17 protein-coding genes and 1 tRNA gene are annotated in these 25,110 nt (G+C 66.4%); 16 read left to right on the forward strand and 2 right to left on the reverse strand.

Features of this window, described 5'->3' with window-relative positions; genetic code table 11:
* Positions 1–90: 90 nt before the first annotated feature.
* Positions 91–447 carry a hypothetical protein gene (locus LG3211_RS08220; protein WP_148648800.1) on the forward strand — a complete coding sequence of 119 codons (357 nt, stop codon included), beginning with the start codon at positions 91–93 and terminating at the stop codon, positions 445–447.
* Positions 448–1,017: 570 nt separating this feature from the next.
* Entirely contained in the window at positions 1,018–1,440 is a 423-nt protein-coding gene (locus tag LG3211_RS08225) for a hypothetical protein (protein WP_083512867.1), read from the forward strand.
* 223 nt (positions 1,441–1,663) lie between these two features.
* Here LG3211_RS08225 and LG3211_RS26310 read toward each other — a convergent pair whose 3' ends face one another.
* Positions 1,664–1,834, reverse strand: a complete 171-nt coding sequence (locus LG3211_RS26310) for a hypothetical protein (protein ID WP_187313152.1) — start codon at positions 1,832–1,834, stop codon at positions 1,664–1,666.
* A 784-nt stretch (positions 1,835–2,618) separates the two neighbouring features.
* On the opposite strand from LG3211_RS26310, the gene LG3211_RS26315 reads away from it, so the two are divergent.
* The 4 genes from LG3211_RS26315 to LG3211_RS08245 all read left to right on the forward strand — a co-directional run bounded on the left by LG3211_RS26315 (position 2,619) and on the right by LG3211_RS08245 (position 10,562).
* The gene (locus LG3211_RS26315; protein ID WP_057942407.1) at positions 2,619–6,866 is read left to right on the forward strand and encodes an autotransporter domain-containing protein; all 4,248 of its coding nucleotides are present in this window, start codon (positions 2,619–2,621) and stop codon (positions 6,864–6,866) included.
* 126 nt (positions 6,867–6,992) lie between these two features.
* Entirely contained in the window at positions 6,993–7,442 is a 450-nt protein-coding gene (locus LG3211_RS08235; protein ID WP_148649181.1) for a helix-turn-helix transcriptional regulator, read from the forward strand.
* Between the two features lie 34 nt (positions 7,443–7,476).
* Entirely contained in the window at positions 7,477–7,890 is a 414-nt protein-coding gene (locus tag LG3211_RS08240; protein WP_057942408.1) for a VOC family protein, read from the forward strand.
* A gap of 281 nt (positions 7,891–8,171) precedes the next feature.
* Complete coding sequence (locus LG3211_RS08245) at positions 8,172–10,562, forward strand: ATP-binding cassette domain-containing protein (RefSeq protein ID WP_057942409.1); 2,391 nt, start codon at positions 8,172–8,174, stop codon at positions 10,560–10,562.
* A gap of 297 nt (positions 10,563–10,859) precedes the next feature.
* Here LG3211_RS08245 and parC read toward each other — a convergent pair whose 3' ends face one another.
* Positions 10,860–13,103, reverse strand: a complete 2,244-nt coding sequence (gene parC, locus LG3211_RS08250) for a DNA topoisomerase IV subunit A (RefSeq protein WP_057942410.1) — start codon at positions 13,101–13,103, stop codon at positions 10,860–10,862.
* 154 nt (positions 13,104–13,257) lie between these two features.
* On the opposite strand from parC, the gene LG3211_RS08255 reads away from it, so the two are divergent.
* The 10 genes from LG3211_RS08255 (at position 13,258) to LG3211_RS08295 (ending at position 25,043) form a co-directional block, all read left to right on the forward strand.
* Positions 13,258–14,058 (forward strand): glutaminyl-peptide cyclotransferase, encoded by an 801-nt coding sequence (locus LG3211_RS08255; protein ID WP_057945359.1) that lies wholly within the window; start codon positions 13,258–13,260, stop codon positions 14,056–14,058.
* Between the two features lie 567 nt (positions 14,059–14,625).
* Positions 14,626–15,828, forward strand: coding sequence for an efflux RND transporter periplasmic adaptor subunit (locus LG3211_RS08260; protein ID WP_057945360.1), 1,203 nt, complete (start codon positions 14,626–14,628; stop codon positions 15,826–15,828).
* Positions 15,825–18,962, forward strand: a complete 3,138-nt coding sequence (locus LG3211_RS08265; protein WP_057942411.1) for a multidrug efflux RND transporter permease subunit — start codon at positions 15,825–15,827, stop codon at positions 18,960–18,962. The genes LG3211_RS08260 and LG3211_RS08265 overlap by 4 nt, the downstream gene beginning before the upstream one ends.
* A 53-nt stretch (positions 18,963–19,015) precedes the next feature.
* Positions 19,016–19,732 carry a heavy metal response regulator transcription factor gene (locus LG3211_RS08270; protein WP_057942412.1) on the forward strand — a complete coding sequence of 239 codons (717 nt, stop codon included), beginning with the start codon at positions 19,016–19,018 and terminating at the stop codon, positions 19,730–19,732.
* Positions 19,729–21,144 carry a heavy metal sensor histidine kinase gene (locus tag LG3211_RS08275; protein WP_057942413.1) on the forward strand — a complete coding sequence of 472 codons (1,416 nt, stop codon included), beginning with the start codon at positions 19,729–19,731 and terminating at the stop codon, positions 21,142–21,144. Before LG3211_RS08270 ends, LG3211_RS08275 begins: the two co-directional genes overlap by 4 nt.
* 576 nt (positions 21,145–21,720) lie before the next feature.
* Complete coding sequence (locus tag LG3211_RS27665) at positions 21,721–21,876, forward strand: hypothetical protein (RefSeq protein ID WP_484502513.1); 156 nt, start codon at positions 21,721–21,723, stop codon at positions 21,874–21,876.
* Positions 21,837–22,127, forward strand: coding sequence for an anti-sigma factor domain-containing protein (locus tag LG3211_RS27670; protein WP_484502506.1), 291 nt, complete (start codon positions 21,837–21,839; stop codon positions 22,125–22,127). The genes LG3211_RS27665 and LG3211_RS27670 overlap by 40 nt, the downstream gene beginning before the upstream one ends.
* 167 nt (positions 22,128–22,294) lie before the next feature.
* A tRNA-Leu gene (locus tag LG3211_RS08285) sits at positions 22,295–22,379 on the forward strand.
* Positions 22,380–22,564: 185 nt separating this feature from the next.
* Positions 22,565–23,140, forward strand: a complete 576-nt coding sequence (locus LG3211_RS24790) for an Arm DNA-binding domain-containing protein (protein WP_083512393.1) — start codon at positions 22,565–22,567, stop codon at positions 23,138–23,140.
* A gap of 865 nt (positions 23,141–24,005) precedes the next feature.
* Complete coding sequence (locus LG3211_RS08295) at positions 24,006–25,043, forward strand: TraB/GumN family protein (protein WP_057942416.1); 1,038 nt, start codon at positions 24,006–24,008, stop codon at positions 25,041–25,043.
* The last annotated feature ends 67 nt before the right edge of the window (positions 25,044–25,110 follow it).

Consider the following 25,110-nt stretch of genomic DNA (forward strand, 5'->3'; position numbering starts at 1 on the left):
TACAAAAACCTGGGCGATTCACTTCTTACTTGCCACGTTGCCGTTCGCGCGTACGAATGCACAAGAGCGAAACCTCGCAGGTATGCATTAATGAACGGCCCCGGATGGCGCACCAGCGTAGAAGGCGTGGAGGTACATCTGCCTTCCGTCATTGCCAACGGGATGCTGGTGGATTTCTGGCGACGGTCCGAGGTCGGGGCTACTTTCGGACGATGGACGTACGTGAAAATCCTGGCGGACTGCAACGAGGGAACGCAGATCCCGTTCGCCACGATCGACGCTCACACAGGTTTTTTCGTCCACTGGGCGGATGCTGACGACCGCACCCTGGCCGCATGGCATGAGGACGCCAAGTCCAAGCGCATCATGCAGTCGATATGCAGTTTGTACGGGCGCGGGAAACCCGAAATTGGTTCGATCACTCGACTGCCGAATCCGCAGAAGTAGTTAGAGCGCTCCAGCAATCCTGTCGTGTGCTAGACGTGCTATCGACGAATCAAATCTTGCAATTTTGCCGCGCACAGAAGTCAGCAACTAATTGATCTATATAGCTGAAGCCGCCATCGAATGCCCTTAGGAGGGGGATGCTCTATCCAGCTGAGCTACGGGGCCTGGCTTTAAAATCAATTGGTTACGTTGGCCGGACGCAGGGCCCGGAGCCGGCGCGCGAAGCGCGCCGACGACGCGATGCAGCGCAGGCAGGATCGACGCGACCGGCCGGGATTGTACTCGGCCGGGCCCGAAGGCCGCCATGCCGCGGCGGGCGGCGAGGGCGCGGTGTGCCATCCGGGAGGCGTCGCGGGGCCGTAACGCTTCGGTTACATGCGGCCCCGGCGCCGCGGCTATGCTCGGGCCGACGCGATCGGCCTGCCCGCGTCTGCGCCCATCGATCGATGGCGCCGCGCCGGCAGCCAGGGACTCGATCCGCCGGTCCGTCCGGACCCAGCAGCAATCAAGGAGCAGTGCATGCAATCGATCCGTTTCCGTCTTACCCCCACCGTGTTCAAGACCGCCGCCGTGGCCGCGCTGGCGCTGTGCGCCAACGCCGCGTACGCGCAAAGCGACGCGCAGGTCTACGAGTCGGCCATCGCCGAAGCCGCGCGCCTGTGCCCCGGCCATTCCAAGGAACGCACCACGCCGGGCATCCGCGCGGTCCCGGTCGGCGCGCTGCGCGTGCTGGCCCAGCGCAATTACACGATGTGCCCCGACCGACGCCTCGACGCCGCGACCCCGGCGGTGTGGTACGGCGCGGACGGCGTATTCGCCTGGAACCCGGAAACCAAGGGCGCGGCGAAGTTGATCGCGGGCAAGGTCGATGCGATGACGCGGAAAGAAGATTTCCCGCCTGAAACTCTGGTGTGGAAAGCCGACGGCAGCCAAGCCAAGGGCGTGACGGTGCCGATGTTCGAACGGCGGCCCAGGCCGGCCGGGTCGTACTGATCGCGGTTATCCGCGTTGGTTCGCGTTCGCCGCGGCCGCGGATCGGCGGCGGCGAACGCTTTGATTCGATAGTGCGCAGCGATGCGGCGCCCAGCGATTGGTTGAGTGCCCGCGGCTAGAAGCAGAGGCGTGAGCCGCGCTTACGACGCCAACCGGCGGCCGCGGCTCGCGCGGCCTTTGTTTCGATGAACAAAGGCCCGATCGCGGCCGCGAGTTTCCGCGCTCAGCCCGCATCGCCCCCCAGCGACGCCACCAGCTTGTCGACGATGGCGTTGTAGAGCCCGGCGGCGAATTCGGCATCGTTGCCGGTGTCGTCGGTCATGGCGTACTGGCCGCTGGCCAGCATTCCCGCAGCCAGATGCACTGCGACTTGTTCGGCTTTCTCGCGATTCATATCCATCTCCGTTGAAGTGTCTTGCGCGTCAGGCGCGCAGCGCCCCCGAGGGCGTGAGCGAAGGCTACTCCCGCCCGCCACGGTGCGCGGAGGCGAAAATGGAACTGATCGGATCAGCAACGTCCAGCCGGCAAAATCGGCAATGGCGAGTGTCGTTCGCGGAAAGAATGCGCGGCGCCTCAGTGCATCGCGAGTATGTCGCGCAAAGCGCGATAACCGGTTTCGTCCACGCTCAGCGCCCGCAGCTGGTTAGAGAAATACTGCCTCAGCACCAGCGAGTTCGGATGCGAGTCGAGAGGGTGGGTCTCGAAATCCTAACGTTGTGCACGTCCAACGACTTCAGCGTCATCCTTCCGCCCGTCATTCCCGCGCTCGCGGGAATGACGGCAGGTAAGGACGTCTGGGGCTGGTGGGTTCAATCAGAGCCTTCAACGTCATCTCGCTGGCTCGTCATTCCTGCTAAAGCGGAGCCCGCATTCGCAGGAGCGACAAGCAAAAACAGCCGGTCTCCAGGCCCGCCGACTCTTTTGCCGCGGCACGCCTCCACATCCCCGCGGCCGGTATCGCCCCCTCTTTGCGTTCAATCATCCAGATAGGCGCATTCAGGATGAGCTGGAACATCCGGGGTGTGAGTTGTCTCTCCGATGAAGTTCTTGCTTCCCGGGACGATGAACGAGGGCGCGGCTAGCTTGCCGTGTGGGGTGGTGTGCTGACGGCGCGCGGGGTGTGCGTCTGCGGCTTCGGGTCTTGCGGACGCGATCAGGCGATCCGCATTGGGGACAACATGAAGGGTTTGAATCACGTCGCGACGCATATCGGCGCATGGCTGGCTGCGCGCGCGCAGGCCGCTGCACGAACAGTGCGCGAAGGCGCGCGCCGCTACGGTTGGCTGCTGCTGTTGCCGGGTCTGGGCCTGGCCGGCGGCGCCCAGGCGCAGAGCTGCGGGGTCGGTGAAACACCGGCCGCGTTCGGTTTCACCGGCGGCGAACAGACCGCCACCGTGCCGGCCGGCGTGCATTCGCTGACGGTGTATCTCAGCGGCGCCCAAGGCCGCGCGGGTCGCAGCGGCACGGGCAGTGGCCCAAGTTCTCCCGGTGGCAACGGCGGATTGGGCGGGCGTGTGCGCGGCACCTTGGCTGTCACGCCGGGCATGGCCCTGTCGATATGGGTCGGTGGGCAAGGATCGCAGGCGGTCAATCCCGGTGGCCTGGGCGACAGCGTGGACGGCACCGGCAGCGGCGGCGGCGCCACCGATCTGCGCGTGGGCGGTAACGGCGTCGGCAATCGGGTCGGTATCGCCGGCGGCGGCGGCGGCGGCGGTAATGCCGGCTGGAGCACCGACGACGTTATCGCGGGCGGAGCCGGCGGCGTTGGCGGCGGCGGTGTGGGCGGTGCGGGCGCCAACGTGCCCGGAGGCCCCGGTCCGTTCGGCGGCGGCGGCGGTTCGGTCGGCACCGGCGGCGCCCCGGGCGCGGGCTGCCCGACCTATCCGGGCACCACGGGTAACGCGGTCACCGGCAAGGGCGGTGTGGCCTTCAATTTCAGCGGTTCCTTCACCGGTGCCGGTTTCGCCGGCGGTGGCGGCGGCGGCGCCACGATCGGCGCGGGCGGCGGCGGCGCCGGTGTCGGCACGACCAGTTGCCAGCAGAACTGGAACGGCGGCGGCGGCGGCGGTGCGGGCGGCAGTTCCGGCGCCACCGGCCTGAGCGCGGTCACCATCAACAACGGCGTACAAAGCGGCGACGGCGCGGCGCTGATCTGCTTCGCCCAGGCCCAGTTCTCGGTCGGCGGCGCGGCGGTGGGCCAGACCGGTCCGGTCACCCTGCAACTCACCGCGACCAATCCGGGCAGTTCGCAGCAAGTGGTGGTCGCGCAGGCGGCCTCGAATTTCGTGTTTCCGACGCGATTGCCGCAAGGCGCGAACTGGAACGTCAGCGTGCTCAGCGCGCCGGCCGGACAGTTGTGCACGGTCAATCCGTCCAGCGGTCTGGCGATCGCAAGCGATGTCACCAACCTCGCGCTCAGTTGCGTGACGGTGACCACGACGATTAACCCGTCCACCTTGGCCAATGGCGCGCTCGCGACCGCGTATTCGCAGACCCTCACCGCAAGCAGCGCGAACGGCGGCACTGCGCCGTATACCTTCGCGATCAGCGCCGGCGCGTTGCCGGCGGGCCTGAGCCTGTCGAGCGCGGGCGCGCTGTCGGGTACGCCGACCGCGGCGGGCTCGAACAACTTCACCGTGCAGGCCACATCGAGCAACGGCTTCAGCGGCACGCGCGCTTATACCTTGGCGATCGCGCAAGGCACCCAGGCCATCACCGCTTTCGCCGCCAATCCGGCCGCTCCGGTGTACGCGCCGGGCGGCAGTTTCACGGTCTCGGCCAGCGGCGGCGCATCGGGCAATCCGGTCGTGTTCGCCAGCACCACGCCGGCGGTGTGCACGGTCGCAGGCAACACGGTCAGCACGCTCGCGGCCGGCAACTGCGTACTCACCGCCGATCAGGCCGGCAACGCCAATTACAGCGCCGCGCCGCAGGTTCCACTGGCGGTGACCATCGGCCCGGGCGCGCAGGTCATCACCGGTTTCGCCGCCAATCCGGCCGCGCCGGTGTACGCACCGGGCGGCAGCTTCACGGTCTCGGCCAGCGGCGGCGCGTCGGGCAATCCGGTCGTGTTCGCCAGCACCACGCCGGCGGTGTGCACGGTCAGCGGGGTCACGGCCAGCATCCTCAGCGCGGGCACCTGTTCGCTGACCGCGAATCAGGCCGGCAATGCCAACTACGCCGCCGCGCCGCAAGCGACGCTGGCGGTGAACATCGGCCCGGCGACGCAGGCGATCAGCAACTTCGCCGCCAATCCGGCCGCGCCGGTGTATGCGCCGGGCGGCAGCTTCACGGTCTCGGCCACGCCCGGCCCGTCCACCAGCCCGGTGCTGTTCGCCAGCGCTTCGCCGGCGGTGTGCACGGTCGCCGGCAGCACGGTGTCGATGTTGAGCGCGGGCGCTTGCGCGCTTACCGCCGATCAGGCCGGCGACGGCAACTACAGCGCTTCGCCGCAAGCGACGCTGACGGTGACCATCGCCGCGGCGCCGCAGGCGATCACCGACTTCGCCGCCAATCCGGCGGCGCCGGTGTTCGCGCCGGGCGGTAGTTTCGCGCTCAGCGCCACGCCGGGCGCTTCGACCAGCCCGGTCGTGTTCGCCAGCACCACCGCGTCGGTGTGCACGGTCAGCGGCAGCACGGTGTCGATGTTGAGCGCGGGCATGTGTTCGCTCACCGCCGATCAGGCCGCCGACACCAACTACAGCGCCGCGCCGCAAGTGACGCTGGACGTGACTATCGGCGCGGCCGCGCAGGCGATCACCAACTTCAGCGCGAATCCCAGTACGCCGGTGTTCACGCCGGGCGGCAGCTTCACGGTGTCGGCCAGCGGCGGCGGTTCGGGCAATCCGGTGATCTTCGCCGGCGCCTCGCCGAGCGTGTGCACGGTCAGCGGCAACACGGTGACGACGCTGAGCGCGGGCACCTGTTCGCTCACCGCCGATCAGGCCGGCAACGCCAGCTACACCGCCGCGCCGCAGCTCGCGCTGCAAGTGATCATCGGCGGCGCGACGCCGAACCTGTCGTGGATCGGCGACATGGCCAAGACCGTGGGCGAGCCCGCCTTCGATCTGCCTGATCCGAGCAGCAACAGCAACGGCGCCTTCACCTTCACCAGCGCCAACACCGCGGTGGCGACGGTGAGCGGTCGCAAGGTCACCATCGTCGGCTCCGGCGTGGCGACGCTGATCGCGACCCAGGCGGCTACCGCCAACTATCTGCAGGCCACGATCAGCGCCACGCTGACCGTCGCCGACCGTCCCGATCCCACCCGCGATCCCAGCGTGGTCGGCGGTCTGCAGGCGCAGGTCGATGCCAGCGTGCGCTTCGCTTCGGCGCAGCAGTCCAACATCCACGATCGCCTGCGCCAGCAGCGCTACGCCAGCAGCAACAGTTCGAGTAACGGCCTGAATCTGAGCCTGAGCAACGCCAGCGGCGCCGGAATGTCGTTGACGGCGGGCCAACTCGCGCCGGTCTCGGCGATGCGTTTGCCGGAAGGCTGGGGCGTGTGGACGGCCGGCACCATCACCAACGGCCAACGCGAACGCAATGCCCGCAGCGACGGTTTCGACTTCCGCAGCGACGGCATTACGGTCGGCGCCGACTGGCGCATCGGCGATCGCTTCCTGCTCGGCGTCGCCGGCGGCTACGGCTGGAACGACACCGACCTGGACGATGCGCGTTCCAAGCTCGACGCCAGGCAGCGATCGTTGTCGCTGTACGGCCTGTGGCGCCCGGACGAGCATTGGTTCGTGGACGGCATCCTGGGTTGGGGCCAGCTGGACTTCGACATCCGCCGCTACAGCGCGACCGCCGGCACCACCGGCACCGCGCAGCGCGACGGCGACCAGGTGTTCGGCTCGATCACCGCCGGTTACGAACACAGCACCGGCGACGGCCTGAGCCTGACCGGTTACGGCCGCCTGGACAGCAGCCGCAGCAAGCTCGATGCGTATCGCGAACACGGCCTGGGCATCTACGACCTGAGCTACGGTTCGCAGACCGTCGAAAACAGCGGCGCCGCGCTCGGCGTGGAAGGCAGCTTCCCGATCGTGACCACCCGCGGCAACGTGTTCCGTCCGTACTGGATGCTGGAATACCGCGATTCGATCGACAACCGCAGCGATGTGAACTTGAACTACGTGATCCTGCCCGCGGCCAACGACTACATCCTGGGCATGCGCAGCTACGGCGACAACGCGCTGACCTACGGCGCCGGCATGGACATGGAGATCGCGCGCGGCTGGAAGCTGTCCGTGCTGGCGCGTCGCCAACACGGCAGCGGCCAGGACCCGAGCACCAGCTTCGGCCTGCTGCTGTCGTTCGCGCCGCGCTCCGAGTCGGGCACGATTCCGTTCAATGGCTATCAAAGCGGTTCGATGCCGCAAGACGGCGCGACGCCCGATCGCGGTAACGAGACCGGACACTAAGCCCGGTGCGTTCGGCCGGCGCCGCGGATCGCGGCGCCGGCTCGATGTTCGCCAAGTTCCGGCCCGTCCGGGTCGGAGTGCGCCGCGGGCTTGAGCCTGCCGATGCGAAGTGGCACGATCGCGCCGGTGAACAGCCGACCCGCCCCTGCGCAGCATCTGCGCGACCTTGCACGGCTGCGTCGCGTCCGCGACCGCATCGACCGCGAGTACGCGCAACCCCTGGACGTCGAGGCCCTGGCCCGCGGCGTGCACATGTCGGCCGGGCACCTGAGCCGCCAGTTCCGCCTGGCCTACGGCGAATCGCCTTACTCCTATCTGATGACCCGGCGCATCGAGCGCGCGATGGCCTTGCTGCGTTGCGGCGGCCTCAGCGTCACCGAAGTCTGCTTCGCGGTCGGCTGCGCCTCGCTGGGGACTTTCAGCACCCGCTTCACCGAACTGGTCGGCGTCCCGCCCAGCGTTTATCAGCGCGAGGCGGCGCAGGCGACGGCGGGCATGCCCTCGTGCGTGGCCAAGCAGGTCACGCGACCGATCAGGAATCGAGAAGCGCCGGTCGTGGAGCCGCAATTAGACTGAGCGCCCTCGAACTCACACGCATCGGACCGAACACATGGACATCCGCATCCACGCCAGCTTCCTCCCGCACACCGACGCCGACGCCGCGCTGACCTTCTATCGCGACATCCTCGGCTTCGAAGTCCGCAACGATGTCGCCTACGGCGGCATGCGCTGGATCACCGTCGGCCCCGCCGGCGCGCCCGGCACCCCGTCGATCGTGCTGTTTCCGCCCGCCGCCAGCCCCGGCGTCACCGAGGACGAGCAGCGCACCGTCGCCGAGATGATGGCCAAGGGCACCTATGCCGCGATCGTCCTGGCCACGGCCGATGTCGATGGCAGCTTCGACAAGATCCAGGCGCAGGGCGTCGAGGTCGTGCAGGAACCGACCGACCAGCCGTACGGGGTTCGCGATTGCGCGGTGCGCGATCCGTCGGGGAACCTGATCCGGTTGCAGCAGGTGCGCTGAGTATTTGTTTGCGATTTCGTGGACGGGGCTGCAGTTTTGTGGCCCTGTTCTTGCGAAAAGCGATCTTCGTTCCGCGGAAGGTTTTGTTAGCTCGTCATTCCCGCGAAGGCTGGAATCCAGTGCCTTTCGTGCGAGAGCGCTTGAAGTCGCTGGATTCCCGCGTTCGCGGGAATGACGGCTGGGAGAGGACGACGACATGAAAGGAAGCCGGCGTTCGCCGCAATAACGAAACCTCCAACCACCCACCTCCGCACCCGCACCGCGCCACCCACGGAGAACCGATGACCAAGTCCACGAGGAAGCCCCCGCAGCCGCCGGCAGCCAGCGCGGCCGACCGCCACGACCTGATCCGCGTGCAGGGCGCGCGCGTCAACAACCTCAAGGATGTCAGCGTCGAGTTGCCCAAGCGCCGGCTGACGGTGTTCACCGGCGTCTCCGGCTCCGGCAAGAGCTCGCTGGTGTTCGGCACCATCGCCGCGGAGTCGCAGCGGCTGATCAACGAAACCTACAGCGCCTTCGTGCAGGGCTTCATGCCGACGATGGCGCGGCCCGAGGTCGATGTGCTCGACGGCCTGACCACGGCGATCATCGTCGATCAGGAACGCATGGGCGGCGATCCGCGCTCCACCGTCGGCACCGCCACCGACGCCAACGCGATGCTGCGCATCGTCTTCAGCCGCCTGGGCAAGCCGCATATCGGCCCGCCGAGCGCGTTCGCCTTCAACGTCGCCACGGTCAAGGCCGCCGGCGCGATCACGGTCGAGCGTGGCGCCAGGACCAAGACCGTGCGCGAGACCTTCACCCGCACCGGCGGCATGTGCCAGCGCTGCGAAGGCCGCGGCGCGGTGTCGGACTTCGACCTGACCGCGTTCTACGACGACAGCAAATCGCTCAACGAAGGCGCGCTGACCATCCCCGGCTTCAGCATGGAAGGCTGGTACGGGCGCATCTACAACGGCTGCGGCTTCTTCGATCCGGACAAGCCGATCCGCAAATTCAACAAGAAAGAGCTGCACGACCTGCTCTACAAAGAGCCGACCAAGATCAAGGTCGACGGCATCAACCTCACCTACGCGGGCCTGATTCCGCAGGTGCAGAAATCGTTCCTGTCCAAGGACGTGGACGCGATGCAGCCGCACATCCGCGCCTTCGTCGAGCGCGCGGTCACCTTCAGCGTCTGCCCCGAATGCAAGGGCACCCGACTCAGTGAGGCGGCGCGCTCCTCGAAGATCAAGGGCGTCAACATCGCCGATGCCTGCTCGATGCAGATCAGCGATCTGGCGCAATGGGTGCGTGGTCTGAAAGAACCGTCGGTGGCGCCGCTGCTGGCCAAGCTGACGCATACGCTGGATTCGTTCGTTGAAATCGGCCTGGGCTATCTGTCGCTGGACCGCTCCGCCGGTACGTTGTCGGGCGGCGAGGCGCAGCGCACCAAGATGATCCGCCAGCTCGGCTCCTCGCTCACCGACGTCACCTATGTGTTCGACGAGCCGACCATCGGCCTGCATCCGCACGACATCCAGCGCATGAACGACCTGCTGCTGCGGCTGCGCGACAAGGGCAATACGGTGCTGGTGGTGGAGCACAAGCCGGAGATGATCGCGATCGCCGATCACGTCGTCGATCTCGGCCCCGGCGCCGGCAGCGGCGGCGGCACGGTTTGCTTCGAAGGCAGCGTTGAGGGCCTGCGCGCCAGCAAGACGCTCACCGGGCGCCATCTGGACGATCGCGCCAAGCTCAAGAAGAAACCGCGCGCGGCCAGCGGCGCGCTGAAGATCCGCGGCGCCAGCACGCACAACCTGCGCAAGGTCGATGTCGATATCCCGCTCGGCGTGCTGGTGGTCGTCACCGGCGTCGCCGGTTCGGGCAAGAGCTCGCTGGTGCACGGCTCGATTCCGGCCGGCGCCGGCGTGGTGTCGGTCGATCAGGGCGCGATCCGCGGCTCGCGCCGCAGCAATCCGGCGACCTACACCGATCTGCTGGAACCGATCCGCAAGGCCTTCGCCAAGGCCAACAACGTCAAGCCGGCCTTGTTCAGCGCCAACTCCGAAGGCGCCTGCCCGACCTGCAACGGCGCCGGCGTGATCTACACCGACCTGGCGATGGTGGCTGGCGTCGCCAGCGTCTGCGAGGACTGCGAAGGCAAGCGTTTCCAAGCCGAAGTGTTGAAGTACAAATTCGGCGGCAAGGACATCAGCCAGGTGCTGGCGATGTCGGTCGCGCAGGCGCGCGACTTCTTCGGCGCCGGCAAGTCGCATCTGCCGGCCGCGCACGCCATCCTCGACAGGCTCGCCGATGTCGGGCTGGGCTATCTGAGCCTGGGCCAGCCCCTGACCACGCTATCGGGCGGCGAGCGGCAGCGGCTCAAGCTCGCCACGCACATGGCGGAGAAGGGCGGGATCTATGTGCTCGACGAACCGACCGCGGGCTTGCATCTGGCCGATGTCGAGCAGCTGCTGGGGTTGCTGGATCGATTGGTCGATGCCGGCAAGTCGGTGATCGTGGTCGAGCATCATCAGGCGGTGATGGCGCATGCGGACTGGATCATCGATCTGGGCCCGGGCGCGGGACACGAGGGCGGGAAGGTGGTGTTCGAAGGTACGCCGGCGGACCTGGTCAAAGCGCGTTCTACGCTGACGGGGAAGCATTTGGCGGCTTACGTCGGCGGGTGAGGCTGAGCCAAAGCAAATCCCCCGGCGCAGTTGTATCTACCTGAAGCGAGCTACGCAGGCGCCAGCCCCCTTTTTCAAAGGGGGCAACGGTTCGTGTTCGGTATCGTCCTGGCCGCCGCCGTCGTTGCCGCTACCATCGTAGCTGCCGCTATTGCCGTCGCTGCCGTTGCTGTTCCCCCCTTTGAAAAAGGGGGGCAGGGGGGATTCGCTCTTACCACCAGATCGCCGCGCCGCCCCAAAAAGAAACGCCCCGCAATGCGGGGCGTTTCCATAAACCAGATCAGCGAAAGCGAAAACTCACTCCACCGCCAACCCTTCCACCTTCTGCCACCCACGCGGCAACAACCCGCCGCGCGTAGCGCGAGCCCCCAGATACGGCTCCAGCTCCTTGAACGACAGACTCATCGTCCGCGAACCCGACTTGATGCTCAGCGTCGTGCCCGGCGCGACCACCGCCACCGCGACCACGCGCTCGGTGCCGAGCTTGGCCTTGGGGATGTCGATGATCTTGTTGCCCTTGCCCTTATCGAGCTCGGGCAGCTCCGACACCGGGAAGGCGAGCAGATGGCCGACGTTGGTCACCGCGACCACTCGATCCTGTTCGACATCGCCGACCTGCGCCGGTTGCAACACCTTGGCGTTGGGCGTAAGCGACAGCATCGCCTTGCCGGCCTTGTTGCGGCCGGTGAGGTTCTCGAAGCGGGTGACGAAGCCATAGCCATGCGAACTGGCAAGCACGAAACGGTTGTCGTTGTCGCCAGCCGCCAACGCTTGAAATGAAGCCCCCGCGACCGGCGCGAACCGCCCCGTCAACGGCTCGCCATTGCCGCGAGCCGAAGGCAGGCTGTGGATCAACGCCGAATACGAGCGGCCGGTGGAATCCAGGAACGCGACCTGCTGCGTGCTGCGCCCGCGCGCGGAGCCCAGCACGCCGTCGCCGTCGCGATAGCTCAGCGTGGCCGCGTCGATGTCGTGGCCCTTGGCCGCGCGCACCCAGCCCTTTTCGCTGATGACCACGGTCATCGGTTCGCTGGCGACCAGTTCGGTTTCCGACAGCGCCTGCGCGGCGCTGCGCGAGACCAGCGGCGAACGGCGCGCGTCGCCGAATTTCTTCGCGTCCGCGATCAGCTCGTCCTTGATCAGCTTCTTGAGCTTGGCCTTGCTGCCGAGTAGGGCGATCAGTTGTTCGCGCTCTTTCTGCAGTTCGTCCTGCTCGCCGCGGATCTTCATTTCCTCCAGGCGCGCGAGCTGGCGCAGCCGGGTTTCCATGATGTAGTCGGTCTGTTCCTCGCTCAGGCCGAAGCGTTGCATCAGCACCGCGCGCGGTTCGTCCTCGGTGCGGATGATGCGGATCACTTCATCCAGGTTGAGGAACGCGACCAGCAAGCCTTCCAACAAATGCAGGCGGCGCTCGACCTTGTCCAGGCGGTGGGTCAGGCGGCGGGTGACGGTGTCGGTGCGGAAGGTCAGCCACTCGCTCAGCAGCGCCTTCAGGCCCTTGACCTGCGGGCGCCCGTCCAGGCCGATGATGTTGATGTTGACCCGGAAACTCTTCTCCATGTCCGTGGTGGCGAACAGATGGCCCATGAGCTGTTCGACATCGACGCGGTTGGAGCGCGGCACCAGCACGATGCGGGTCGGGTTGGCGTGATCGGACTCGTCGCGGATGTCTTCCAGCCACGGCAGCTTCTTGGCCCGCATCTGGGTGGCGATCTGCTCGATCACCTTGCCCGGCGAGGCCTGGTAGGGCAGCGCGGTGACGACGATGTTGGCGCCGTCTTTCTCGAAGATGGCGCGGGCGCGCACGCTGCCCAGGCCGGTTTCGTACATCTGCAGCAGGTCGGCGCGCGGGGTGATGATCTCGGCTGGGGTCGGGTAGTCCGGGCCGAGCACGTGCTCGCACAGGTCGCGGGTGGTCGCGTCCGGGTCGTCGAGCAGGCGCACGCAGGCGCTGACGATTTCGTTGAGGTTGTGCGGCGGCACGTCGGTGGCCATGCCGACCGCGATGCCGGTGGTGCCGTTGAGCAGCAGGTGCGGCAGGCGCGCCGGCATCCAGGTCGGCTCTTCCAGGGTGCCGTCGAAGTTGGGCGTCCAATCGACGGTGCCGTGGGCGAGTTCGCCCAGCAGCACTTCCGCGATCGGGGTCAGCTTGGACTCGGTGTAGCGCATCGCCGCGAACGATTTGGGATCGTCGCTGGAACCGAAGTTGCCCTGCCCCTCGACCAGCGGATAGCGGTACGAGAACGGCTGTGCCATCAGCACCATCGCTTCGTAACAGGCGCTGTCGCCGTGCGGGTGGTACTTACCGATCACGTCGCCGACGGTGCGCGCGGATTTCTTCGGCTTGGAGGCGGCGTTGAGGCCGAGCTCGCTCATCGCATAGATGATGCGGCGCTGCACCGGCTTGAGGCCGTCGCCGATGAAGGGCAGGGCGCGGTCCAGGACCACGTACATCGAGTAATCGAGGTAGGCGCGCTCGGCGTACTCGCGCAGGGGGATCTGTTCGAAGCCGTGGAACACCGGACGTACGGAATCAGTCATGGAACCTTGGGGCAGGGTGGGGCTGAGCCCGGGATTCTACCCGGGGACGGGTTTCACAGGGTGCGACTGGCGCGCGATGCAGGCGCAGCAAGGCTTTGGCGGTATCCTCGGCGGTCTGTAAACGCCAGAGCCCATGCCTGTGAGCCCAATGTGGATGCGTTCAATCGCCGTCGCGGCGCTGACCCTGGCCCTGGCCGCCGCCTGTTCGCAGGTGCCGGCGCAGGCGCGCAGCGGGTTGCCGGTGTACTCGTACAAGGTGGTGGCGACCTATCCGCACGATCCGCAGGCCTTCACCCAGGGGCTGATCTTCAGGGGCGGCTTCCTGTACGAGAGCACCGGGCTGAACGGCCGCTCGTCCGTGCGCAAGGTCGAGCTGGCCACCGGCCGGGTCGTGCACAAGGCCGACCTGCCAGCGGAGGTGTTCGGCGAGGGCATGGTCGATCGCGGCCAGCAGGTGGTGGTGCTGACCTGGACCAACGGCGTGGGCTTTGTGCTGAATCTGCCCGATTTCGACCCCGCCGGCACCTTCCGTTATCCGGGCGAGGGCTGGGGCCTGACCCGCTCGGCCGACACGTTGTATATGAGCGACGGCACCGCGCAGATCCGTTTGCTCGATCCGCAGACCTTCAAGGAACGTTCGCGCATCCAGGTCAGCGATGAAGGCCGCCCGGTCGCTCAGCTCAACGAACTGGAGTGGGTCAAGGGCGAGCTGTACGCCAACATCTGGCAGAGCGACCGCATCGCCCGCATCGATCCCAAGACCGGACACGTGCTGGGCTGGATCGATTTGAGCGGTCTGCTGGCCAAGCATGGCCGCTCCACCCGCGGCGCCGATGTGCTCAACGGCATCGCCTACGATCCGGCGCGCGACCGGTTGTTCGTGACCGGCAAGCTTTGGCCGGATTTGTTCGAGATCAAGCTGGTGGCGCCTGCTGCGCGTAAGGGCAAGCACTGAGGCGAGTTTGCGTGGGCCGTGTCATGGCCTGCGCAGTTGATGAGTCGCGATTGCCGTGCGAGTGCACGAGCGCGCTGAGGCTTGTCGAAAGCATCTGCTGTTTTTTGCTCGTCATTCCCGCGAACGCGGGAATCCAGCGACTTCAAGCGTTCTCGCACGAAAGGCACTGGATGTTCGGCTCCGCCGAAGTAAAGCGGAGCCCGAGTTCGCGGGAATGACGGTAGGAGACAGTGCGCGAGTCTGGTTGTTTCGACCAGGAACTCAGCGTCATCTTTTCAGGCCGTCCTTCGCGCCTTCGCGGGAATGACGAGAAAGGCGCAGGTCTTCGAAACTCGAAGCCGGAACTTTGAACAGGCGAAGAACGCGCATCCGCGCCTCTCCCTGCCGAAAGTAATGCCCGCGCACATGACATCGACTGACGAATTTGTCAGCCAAGCGACAGCGTCGCGTAGGCGGTGCGCGCCTACAGTCGCCGCATGGTCCGCGCCATCCCCTCGCGGATCATCGGCGGCGTTTTTCTCCAAGGGCGCCGCCACCTCTTTCCCCCACCTGCCATGGATGCCGGACATGCCGCCCCAAATCGCACACGCTGTGTCGCCGCGCGCCCGCAAGACCGTCTACTCCGCCCTGGGCCTTGTCGCGATCGTCGGCACGGGCCTGTCGCTGGGCGGATTCGGCAGCCGCGGAGCGCCGCCGCCCAAGGCGCCGCCGCCGGTGCCGGTCAATCTGACCCAGGTCGAACGCCGCGACGTGCCGCATTGGCAGGAAACCATCGGCACCGTGACCTCGCTGCAGAGCGCGGTGCTGCGCAGCCAGGTCGATGGCGTGCTGACCGACGTGCTGTTCCGCGAAGGCCAGACGGTCAAGCGCGGCCAGTTGCTGGCGCGCATCGACGATCGTGCCATCGCCGCCAGCCTCGACGGCGCGCAGGCGCAACTGGCGCGCGACGATGCGCAACTGCGCTCGGCGCAATCGGATCTCAACCGCTTCCGGCAATTGTCCGGCAGCCAGTTGATCGCCCGGCAGATGCTCGATCAGCAGAGCGCCTCGGTGCAGCAACTGCAGGCGACCACGCAGGCCAATCAGGCCGCCATCGACGGCGCGCGCGTGCAACTGTCGTACACCCGCATCGTCTCGCCGATCGACGGCCGCATCGGGCTGCGCAAGGTCGATCCGGGCAACGTCGTGCGCGCCAGCGATCCGGACGGGCTGGTAACGGTGCAGCAGGTCGATCCGATCTCGGTGGTATTCGCGCTGCCGCAGGATCAACTGCCGCGCCTGCGCAACGCCCAGGCCGGCGGCAAGGTCGAAGTGCAGGCGCTCGACCGCGACGCCGGCAGCGTGCTGGCCGACGGCGAATTGCGCGTGATCGACAACCAGATCGACGAGGCCACCGGCACCGTGCGAGTGCGCGCGGTGTTCGCCAATGCGCAGGACAAGTTGTGGCCCGGGCAATTGGTCAGCGTGCGCGTGCGCACCGGCCTGAGCGCGGGCGCGATCGTGGTCGCCTCCGAAGCGGTGCAGCGCGGCCTTGATCAGAACTTCGTCTATCGCCTGGAGGCGGGCGACAAGGTCGCGATGGTGCCGGTGCGGGTGGAGTATCAGAACGACAAGATCGCGGTGGTGCAAGGCCTGCGGGCCGACGATCGGGTGGTGCGCGACGGCCAGTCGCGGCTCAAGCCCGGCATGATCGTGGCGCCGGTCGCGGCCGCGGCGGTCGCTGCGAACCTTGTCGGCGCCGACGCGCGCGTCGCGGCGGCCACGCCATGAGCGGCCAGCCTGCGGCGCGGGTTTCGATTTCCGGCTGGTTCGTCCGTCATCCGGTCGCCACCACGCTGCTGACCGCGGCGGTGCTGTTGCTCGGTTTGTTCGCCCTGCCGCGATTGCCGGTGGCGCCGCTGCCGCAAGCCGAATTCCCGACCATCCGCATCAGCGCCAGCCTGCCCGGCGCCAGCCCGGAGACCATGGCTTCGGCGGTCGCCACGCCGCTGGAAACCCAGCTGACCTCGGTGCCCGGCATCACCGAGATGACTTCGGCCAGCGCTCTGGGCAGCACCAACATCACCTTGCAGTTCGTGCTCGACAAGAGCATCGACACGGCCGCGCAGGAAGTGCAGGCGGCGATCAACAACGTCTCCGGCCGCCTGCCGCGCGACATGCCCGCGCTGCCGACCTGGGGCAAGGTCAATCCGGCCGACAGCCCGATCCTGGTGCTGAGCATGAACTCCGACCTGATGCCGCTGACCGAACTGAGCGATCTGGCCGAGACCGTGCTCGCGCGCAATCTCAGCCAGATCGACGGCGTCTCGCAAATCTTCATCGCCGGCCAGCGCCGCCCGGCGATCCGCATCCAGGCCGAGCCCGAACGCCTGGCCGCGGTCGGCCTGACCCTGTCCGACCTGCGCACCGCCGCGCAGAGTTCCAGCGTCAATCAGGCCAAGGGCGCGGTGGTCGGCGCGCAGCGCATGTCGACGTTGGAAACCAACGATCAATTGTTCAAGCCCGAGGACTACCAGCGCCTGGTGGTGACCTATCGCAACGGCGCGCCGGTGCGCCTGGGCGAGGTCGCCCATGTCAGTTTCGGCGCCGAGAACGACTATGTCCGCGCCTTTCCCAACGGCAAGGACGGGGTGATGCTGATCGTGTTCCGCCAACCCGGCGCCAACATCATCAACACCACCGACGCGGTGCTGGCCGCGCTGCCCAAGCTGCGCGCCAATCTTCCGGCCAGCGTCGATGTTGCGGTGTTCAACGACCGCACCCGCACCATCCGCGCGTCCTTGCACGAGGTCGAGCTGACCCTGGTGCTGACGGTGGCGCTGGTGGTCGCGGTGATGGGGCTGTTCCTGCGTCAATGGTCGGCGACGCTGATCGTCGGCGCGGTGCTGGTGGTCGCGCTGGTGGCGACTTTCGCGGCGATGTACGCATTCGGCTTCAGCCTCAACAACCTGACCCTGGTCGCGCTGGTGATCGCGGTCGGCTTCGTGGTCGACGACGCCATCGTCGTGGTCGAGAACATCCACCGGCATCGCGAGGCCGGCATGCCGATGCTGCAAGCGGCCTTGCAAGGCTCCAGCGAGATCGGCTTCACCGTGCTCACCATCGGCTTGTCGCTGATCGCCGCCTTCATCCCCTTGTTGTTCATGGGCGGCGTGGTCGGGCGCCTGTTCGCCGAGTTCGCGTTGACGGTGACGGTGGCGATCCTGATTTCGATCGTCGCCTCGCTGACCCTGGCGCCGATGCTGGCCTCGCGCTTCATGCGCAACGCGCCCAGGCACGATCCACACAGCAAAGGTTTCGGCGCGCGCGTGATGGCCGGTTACGATCGCAGCCTGCGCTGGGCGCTGTCGCATCAACGCCTGATGCTGGTCGGATTCGGCGTGACCCTGAGCATCGCGATCGCGTCCTACGCCTACATCCCGAAGGGCTTTTTCCCCTTGCAGGACACCGCCTTCGTGTTCGGCACCACCGAGGCGGCGCAGGATATTTCCTACGACGACATGATGGCCAAGCACCAGCAGCTCGCGCAGATCGCGTCCACGGATCCGGCGATCATGGCCTACGGCCATTCGGTCGGCGCGACCGCCGGCAGTGCGACCATGTCGAATGGACGGTTCTGGTTCGTGCTGAAGGACCGCGGCGATCGCGACGTGTCCTCGGAGCAGTTCATCGACCGCATGCGCAGCAAGCTGTCCAAGGTGCCGGGCATCGCGATCTATCTGCGTTCGGCGCAGGACATCAATATCGGCGCCGGTCCCTCGCGCACGCAGTACCTGTACGCCCTGCGCGACGCCGACAGCGCCGAGCTGTCCCAATGGGCCGACAAGCTGACTCAGAAGCTGGCGCAATTGCCGCAGCTGCGCGATGTCTCCAACGATCAACAGATCGGCGCGAGCATCGTGCGGCTGGCGATCGACCGCACCGCCGCGGCGCGTTTCGGCTTCAGCGCGCAGGATATCGATCAGGTGCTCTACGATGCCTACGGCCAGCGCCAGATCAACGAATTCCAGACCCAGACCAATCAGTACAAGGTGATCCTGGAGATCAATCCGCGCATGCGCGGCAGCATCGACAGCCTGGCCTACTTCCATCTGCGCTCGCCCTTGACCGGACAGATGGTGCCGCTGTCGGCGCTGGCGCGGATCGAGCCGCCCGCCAACGGCCCGTTGTCGATCAGCCATAACGGGCTGTCGCCGGCGGTGAACATCTCCTTCAACCTGGCGCCGAACGTGGCCCTGGGCGATGCGGTGCGCGCGGTCGAACAGGCGAAGGCGCAGATCGGCATGCCGGCCAGCGTCAGCGGCAATTTCCAGGGCAGCGCGCAGGCCTTCCAGGATTCGCTCGCGACCCAGCCGCTGCTGATCTTCGCCGCGCTGCTGGCGGTCTACATCATCCTGGGCGTGCTGTACGAGAGCTTCGTGCATCCGCTGACGATCCTGTCCACGCTGCCCTCGGCCGGCATCGGCGCGGTGCTGATGCTGTGGCTGTGGAAACTGGATTTCTCGATCATGGCGTTGATCGGGCTGGTGCTGCTGATCGGCATCGTCAAGAAAAACGGCATCTTGCTGGTCGATTTCGCCCTCGACGCGCAGCGCAACCGCGGCCTGGGGCCGATGGAGGCCATCCACGAAGCCTGCCTGACCCGGTTCCGGCCGATCATGATGACCACCATCGCCGCCTTGCTCGGGGCGATCCCGCTGATGGTCGGCCTGGGCACCGGCTCGGAGCTGCGCCAGCCGCTGGGCGTGGCGGTGGTCGGCGGCCTGCTGATCAGCCAGGTGTTGACGCTGTACAGCACGCCGGTGATCTACCTGGCTCTGGACCGCCTGTTCCTGAGCCGCCGCCGCACGGCCGCGGCTCCGGCCGCGGACCCCGGCGCGGCCGCCGAACCGGCCATCGCCTGAGTGGAGTTGTACGATGCCCGCTGGCCCGCCACCGTCATGAACCGCCCACCCAGATGAAACTGCTGATCGTCGAGGACGAAGTCAAAACCGCCGACTATCTGCGCGACGGCCTGTCCGAGCAGGGCTGGACCGTGGACGTGGCGCGCGAAGGCCTCAGCGGCCTGCATCTGGCGCGCGAGTTCGACTACGACGTGATCGTGCTCGACGTGATGCTGCCGGGCATGGACGGCTTCACCGTGCTGCGCGAGTTGCGCGCGCGCAAGCAGACGCCGGTGATCATGCTGACCGCGCGCGACCGCGTGGACGATCGCGTCCACGGCCTGGGCGCGGGCGCCGACGATTACCTGGTCAAGCCGTTTTCCTTCATCGAGCTGCTGGCGCGGCTGCAGGCGCTGGTGCGGCGCGGCCGCCAGCAGGAGCCGACCGAGCTGCAGATCGGCGATCTGCAGATCAACCTGCTCGCACGCCGCGCCTTTCGCGACAGCACGCGCCTGGACCTGACCGGCAAGGAGTTCGCGCTGCTCGCCTTGCTGGCGCAGCGTCGCGGCCAGATCCTGTCCAAGACGGTGATCGCCGCGCAGGTGTGGGACATCAATTTCGACAGCAACACCAACGTGGTCGAAGTGGCGATCAAGCGCTTGCGCGCCAAGATCGACGGCCCGTTCCGCAACAAGCTGCTGCACACCGTGCGCGGCATGGGCTATGTGCTGGAGACGCGAGAGGACGACGAAGACGATGCCGCGCCGCCGCCGGGGCGGGTGTCGGCATGAAGCCCTTGCGCGATCTGTCCATTGCCCAGCGCCTGGCGGCGATGTTCGCGCTGGCCGCGCTGCTGGTGTTCACCCTGGTCGGCGTCACTTTGTACAAGGTGCTGGAGACGCAGATCGTGCGCTATCAGCGCGCCGAGCTGGAAACCAAGCTGCGCTACGTCGCCGGCAGCGTGGCGGTGTGCGACATGCGCGATCGCTGGTACAAGGTCAAGGACAAGGTCGAAAGCCTGACCTCCAGCGACCGCAGCACCAAGATATGGGCCTGGAGCGACGACTCGGGTTTCCGCATCGGCCAATCCACTCCCAAGGTGGAGGCGGCGAAGAAACGCGATCGCGGCATGGGCCGCTTGTGGCTCAGCGACAGCAATGCGCCGTATCGGACCTTGGAAGAAGTGATCCCGCCGCGCGGCGAGCGGCCGCAGGTTCGGCTGTGGATCGGTATCGACTCGTGGCCCTACGCCGCCGCGCTGCGTTCCTTCGCCTGGGCGCTGGTCGCGCTCGGCGTGGTCGGCACCGCCCTGGTCGCCTTGCTTGGCCATTGGATTGCGCTGGTCGGCCTGCGGCCGTTGCAGCGCCTGTCCAGCCAGGCGCAGAGGCTGAGCCCGAGCAATCTGTCGCAACGCCTGCAGCCGACCGAACTGCCGCCGGAGCTGGGCCGGCTGACCGGCGCATTCAACGGCGCGCTCGACCGGCTGGAAGCGGCGTACACGCGCCTGGACGCGTTCAACGCCGATGTCGCCCATGAGCTGCGCACGCCGCTGACCAATCTGATGGGCCAGACCCAGGTCGCGCTGTCGCGGCCGCGCGAGGTCGCGCAGCTGGAGGACGTGCTGCAGTCGAATCTGGAAGAACTCGAACGCATGCGCGGCATCGTCAACGACATGCTGTTCCTGTCGCGCGCCGACCAGGGCGACATCGCCCTGGACCGGGTCTGCGTGTCGCTGGCCGCGGAAGTCGCCAAGACCGGCGAGTTCATGGAGTACCTGCTGGAAGAAGCCGGCATGCGCCTGCGCATCGATGGCGCCGCCGACGCCTGGATCGACACCTCGCTGTTCCGCCGCGCCATCACCAACCTGCTGCACAACGCCGTCCAGCACGCCACGCCGGGCTCGGAGATCGTGGTGGAGTTGCGCGAAGGCGTCGGCGCGCCAAGCGAATGCGGCACCGGCGCCAGCGTGGCGGTGCGCAACCGCGGCAGCAGTGTGGAGGCCGAGCATCTGGTGCGCATGTTCGACCGCTTCTATCGGGTGGATGCCGCGCGCCAGCATCGGGGCGAGCGCCATCACGGCCTTGGGCTGTCGATCGTCAAGGCGATCGCAGCGCTGCACGGCGGCAATGTGTTCGCCAGCAGCAGCGATGGCGCGACGACGGTGGGGTTCAGTCTGGCTGCGCCGGAGAGCGTCAAGGCTTGAATGCGAGGGCTGCGGAGCTTCGCTTGATTGCGTCACCGTATTGGCTTGGGATCTTCGAAGTCTTTTGTGGGAGGGGCTTCAGCCCCGGCGCTTTTCGGCCCGAAAGGGGTTCTCATCATTGCTGATCGGAAAGCATCGGGGCTGACGCCCCTCCTGCAAAAGACTTCATGGCTTCGCTCGCGAGCTGCGGTCGATACGATGAATCGCGCCGCCGCGCATCCGGCGCTCCGTCATGCCCGTATCTGTTCGCGTAGGCCGGACCGCGGCCATGGCATGAACCTGCGATGCAAGCCGTCTTCGACTCTCCTGGTCCGATCGCGCCAGCGCGCGACCCGTATCGGCCGCCATGCGCGGCCGGCGATATCGCCTGGGGCAGGGCGGCGAATGTTCGCGGCTCGCGCGCGAACACCGCACAGCCAGAACCGGCACCGCCGGGCCCAACCCCACAACCGCGCCGTGGCTCACGCCGGTGGAAGGCGCGCCACCTCGCGAGCTGTGGAACAGCGTCGGCTTCTGGCGCGCCGCCGCCGCGCTGGCCGCGACTCTGGCCGTGGTCGCGCTCTGTTCTTCGGCCGCGTGCCGGCGCCGACACCGCCGCCGCTGGTGCAGCAACCGCCGGTGCAACTGCCGCCGGTGGAAGCCGAGCCGACCCGTCCGGTCACGCTCCTGGCGCGCGACGACGGCAGCACCGGCTGGCTGGCCACGGTCGATCGGCGCCAGTCCAAGTGCTGATGGTGCCGGTGCCCGCGCCCGCAGACGCGCAGGGGCGCATCGCCGAGCTGTGGCTGATTCCCCAGGGTGAGGCGCCGCATTCGCTGGGCCTGGTTTCGACGCAGGTGGCGCATTCGGTGCCGGTCCCGGCCGATCTGCTGGCCAAACTGGTGACCAGCGCGACCCTGGCGATCAGCCTGGAACCGCCGAGCGGTGTGCCGCATAGCGCACCGACCGGGCCGATCGTCGCCAAGGGCGGTCTGTCGCTGTGAACCCCGGGCTGCGGGATCCCGCGCCGTGGCCGGGTTTGGGCTGTGCGGCCCCGGGGAGGAGCCGCCGGCTGAAAAAAAGTTGTCACGCAACCGTTGACAGCGGAGGCGCCGCAACGCAACATACGCCTCCTCGCAGCGGCGACGGTTCATCGAAACCGCAGCGATTGGCCCAGGTGGCGGAATTGGTAGACGCACTAGTTTCAGGTACTAGCGGGTAAAACCGTGGAGGTTCGAGTCCTCTCCTGGGCACCATTTAAGCAGTTCTGTACAGCTCCCAACGTCTCAGAAATGCACAAAGACCCGCGCAAATGCGCGGGTTTTTTGTTTCTGGGAGGGGCTGCCTGTCTCCCAGCAGCTCGCCCGCTCCGTGACCAAAGCGGTGTACAGGTCGGTGGCCTCGGCCGAGACTTGTACACGCGCACCGGGGACCGCGAGAAATGGGGAAGTTGACAGACAAGGCGCTGCGCGCGATCAAGCCGCAGGCCTGCATCTGCAACATCGCAGACGGCGATGGGCTGTCTCTTGAGGTATGGCCGAACGGTGGCCGCTACTGGCGCTTCCGATATCGGTTTGCGGGGAAGGCCAAGCGTCTGAGCCTGGGCGTATACCCGGAAGTCTCTTTGAAAGAGGCACGCGACAGCCTCACTGTCGCCAGGGCAACGCTGCGGGGCGGTGTTGATCCGTCCCGCGACCGGAAAGAAGCTAAGCAGGCCCTGCTCACTGCCGAAGACCGCGATTTCTCCAAAGTTGCTGCCGACTGGCTGGCGCACAACAAGCCCGGCTGGGCATCAGAGACCTGCCGAAAGCCGGCTATGTCGTTGAGCAATGTTTGCATCCTTCGCTCAAGGGCTTGGACATCGCCAGCTTGGGTACTCCTGAAGCGCGTAAGGCGATCGCCAAAGCTCGCGGCTCGCGCGCCAGCTTTGGCGCAGAAGGCGCGCGGACATTTTGGCTCGATCGCGGAATTCGCGATCCATTCCGGTTGCGCGAAGAGGGGCGGCATCTGTCCCTGAAGGGCGCTGTCCCGAAGCACGGGAAGGGCCATATAGCGGCGGCGACGAACCCTGACGAGAATCGGACGCTGCTCTCGGCAGTCGACGCTTACGACTCATCTGTGACGCGGGCGGCCCTCATCGTGACGATGCTGACCGCCCTGCGCCCTGGGGTTGTCGCCGGAGCACGGTGGTCGGAAATCAACTTGCACGATGCGGAGTGACTGGTCCCTCCAGAGCGCATGAAGACTCGGAATGCCCACGTGGTTCCGTTGCCGCTTCAAGCGGTGAACGAAATAAAGGGAATGCTGAAGTCCACCGGTGACGATGAGTACGTGTTCCCTCCACTGGCGCGCCAGAAGTCTCCGCATCTTCATCGAAATGCACTTAGTGCTGCGCTACGCCGCGCGGGGCTTCAAGGTGTCCACGCGACGCATGGGTTCCGTGCAATGTTTGGAACCGTGGCGCGAGAGCGGCTTGGTGATTCTGTGAAGTTCGGCTCCGCAACGATGTGTGTTGCACACGAGATCGAGAGATGGATTCAGGAGCGGATTACGCAGTCGCGCTGCTGAATTCCGTTCTAGGCGATGGCGGGAGCGCCGCTCCAGCGCACTAACGAAAACCCCAGCTCATGCCGGGTTTTTATTTTGCGAGGCAAGAAGCTTGCCTGTGGCCCAAACGACAGCCGAAGCCGCTTCGCGGCTCAGTTTGATAGGGTATGCCGAGTAACGGCGCGCTCGCTTGCGCGTGCCGTTGAGGTCGACAGTTCTCGCTCGTTGGGCGAGAACTTTTGACATGCTGCTGATAGTCGCCGCCGCTTCCTTCCTTGGGATGCGATCGGCAGTGACCGGCGGCAGTTCCCGATATCTACCTTGGAGCGCACAAAATGCAAGGAAAGCTACTAGTGGGCGTCATGATCGCGACGATAGCAGGGTCGGCGGCAGCGCAGTCGGCGGTAGATGCGGCCAAATCGTCGCCACTGTCTGCGAGCATCGCGGATGTCCCTTCGGCCATTGTCGATATGGACGCGATCACGGTGACTGGCGTGCAACCAGGCCCAGGGCTGTGGAGATTTCATAAGGGCGACCGGGTTCTCTGGATACTCGGCACGCTATCGCCGCTGCCTAAGAACATCACCTGGGTGTCTCGCGATGTGAATGCGGCAGTCGCGGCATCGGGCGTTGTCTTGCAGAGCCCCGGCTTGGCCGTTACCGCCGACATTGGATTCTTCGGCCGGCTGTCACTGGTGCCTTCGCTGTTCAAACTCCGAAAAAATCCGAACGGCACCAAGCTTCAGGAAGTGCTGCCGCCGGATTTATACGCGCGCTGGCAGGTGCTGAAAGTGAAATACATTGGCAACGATAGGACTAGCGAGAAGTGGCGCCCCGTGTTTGCGGCAAACGAGCTCTATCAAGCCGCGCTGGAGAAAAATGGCTTAGTCGAGTCCGGCATCATAGGGCCGGTATTGGACAAAGCGGTCAAGGCCGCGGGCATCGAAACGCGCCCCACAGTCTTGACTATCAAGATCGATGAGCCGAAGGAAACGCTCAAAGAATTCAACGCGTCTACGCTCAATGACGTGGAGTGTTTACGCAAAACCCTCGACCGGCTCGAGACCGATCTGGCGGTCATGAAGACTCGTGCCAATGCTTGGGCAGGCGGCGATATCGACGCTCTGCGCGCATTGCCTTACGACGACCAAAGCCTGGCCTGCCAGAGCTCGCTTACTGATTCGGGCTTCACGCAGAAGCTGGGCATCGAGAATATTCAATCGAAAATGGCCAGCCGGTGGTACCAGGTCGTAGATGACGCGCTGCAGGAGCATAAGGTCGTATTCGCGACCGTGCAAATTTCGCAGTTGCTCAAGCCAGACGGTCTCGTCGCCAAGTTGCAAGCCAAAGGCTACGAAGTAGAATCGCCTTAACTCAAGGTTGCCTCTTCGCTATCGGTCGAGTCGCGTTTGCGCACGCGGATGCTCTGGACCTGACGCC

This window comes from Lysobacter gummosus (genome assembly GCF_001442805.1).
In the GTDB taxonomy this organism is placed as follows: Bacteria; Pseudomonadota; Gammaproteobacteria; order Xanthomonadales; family Xanthomonadaceae; genus Lysobacter; species Lysobacter gummosus.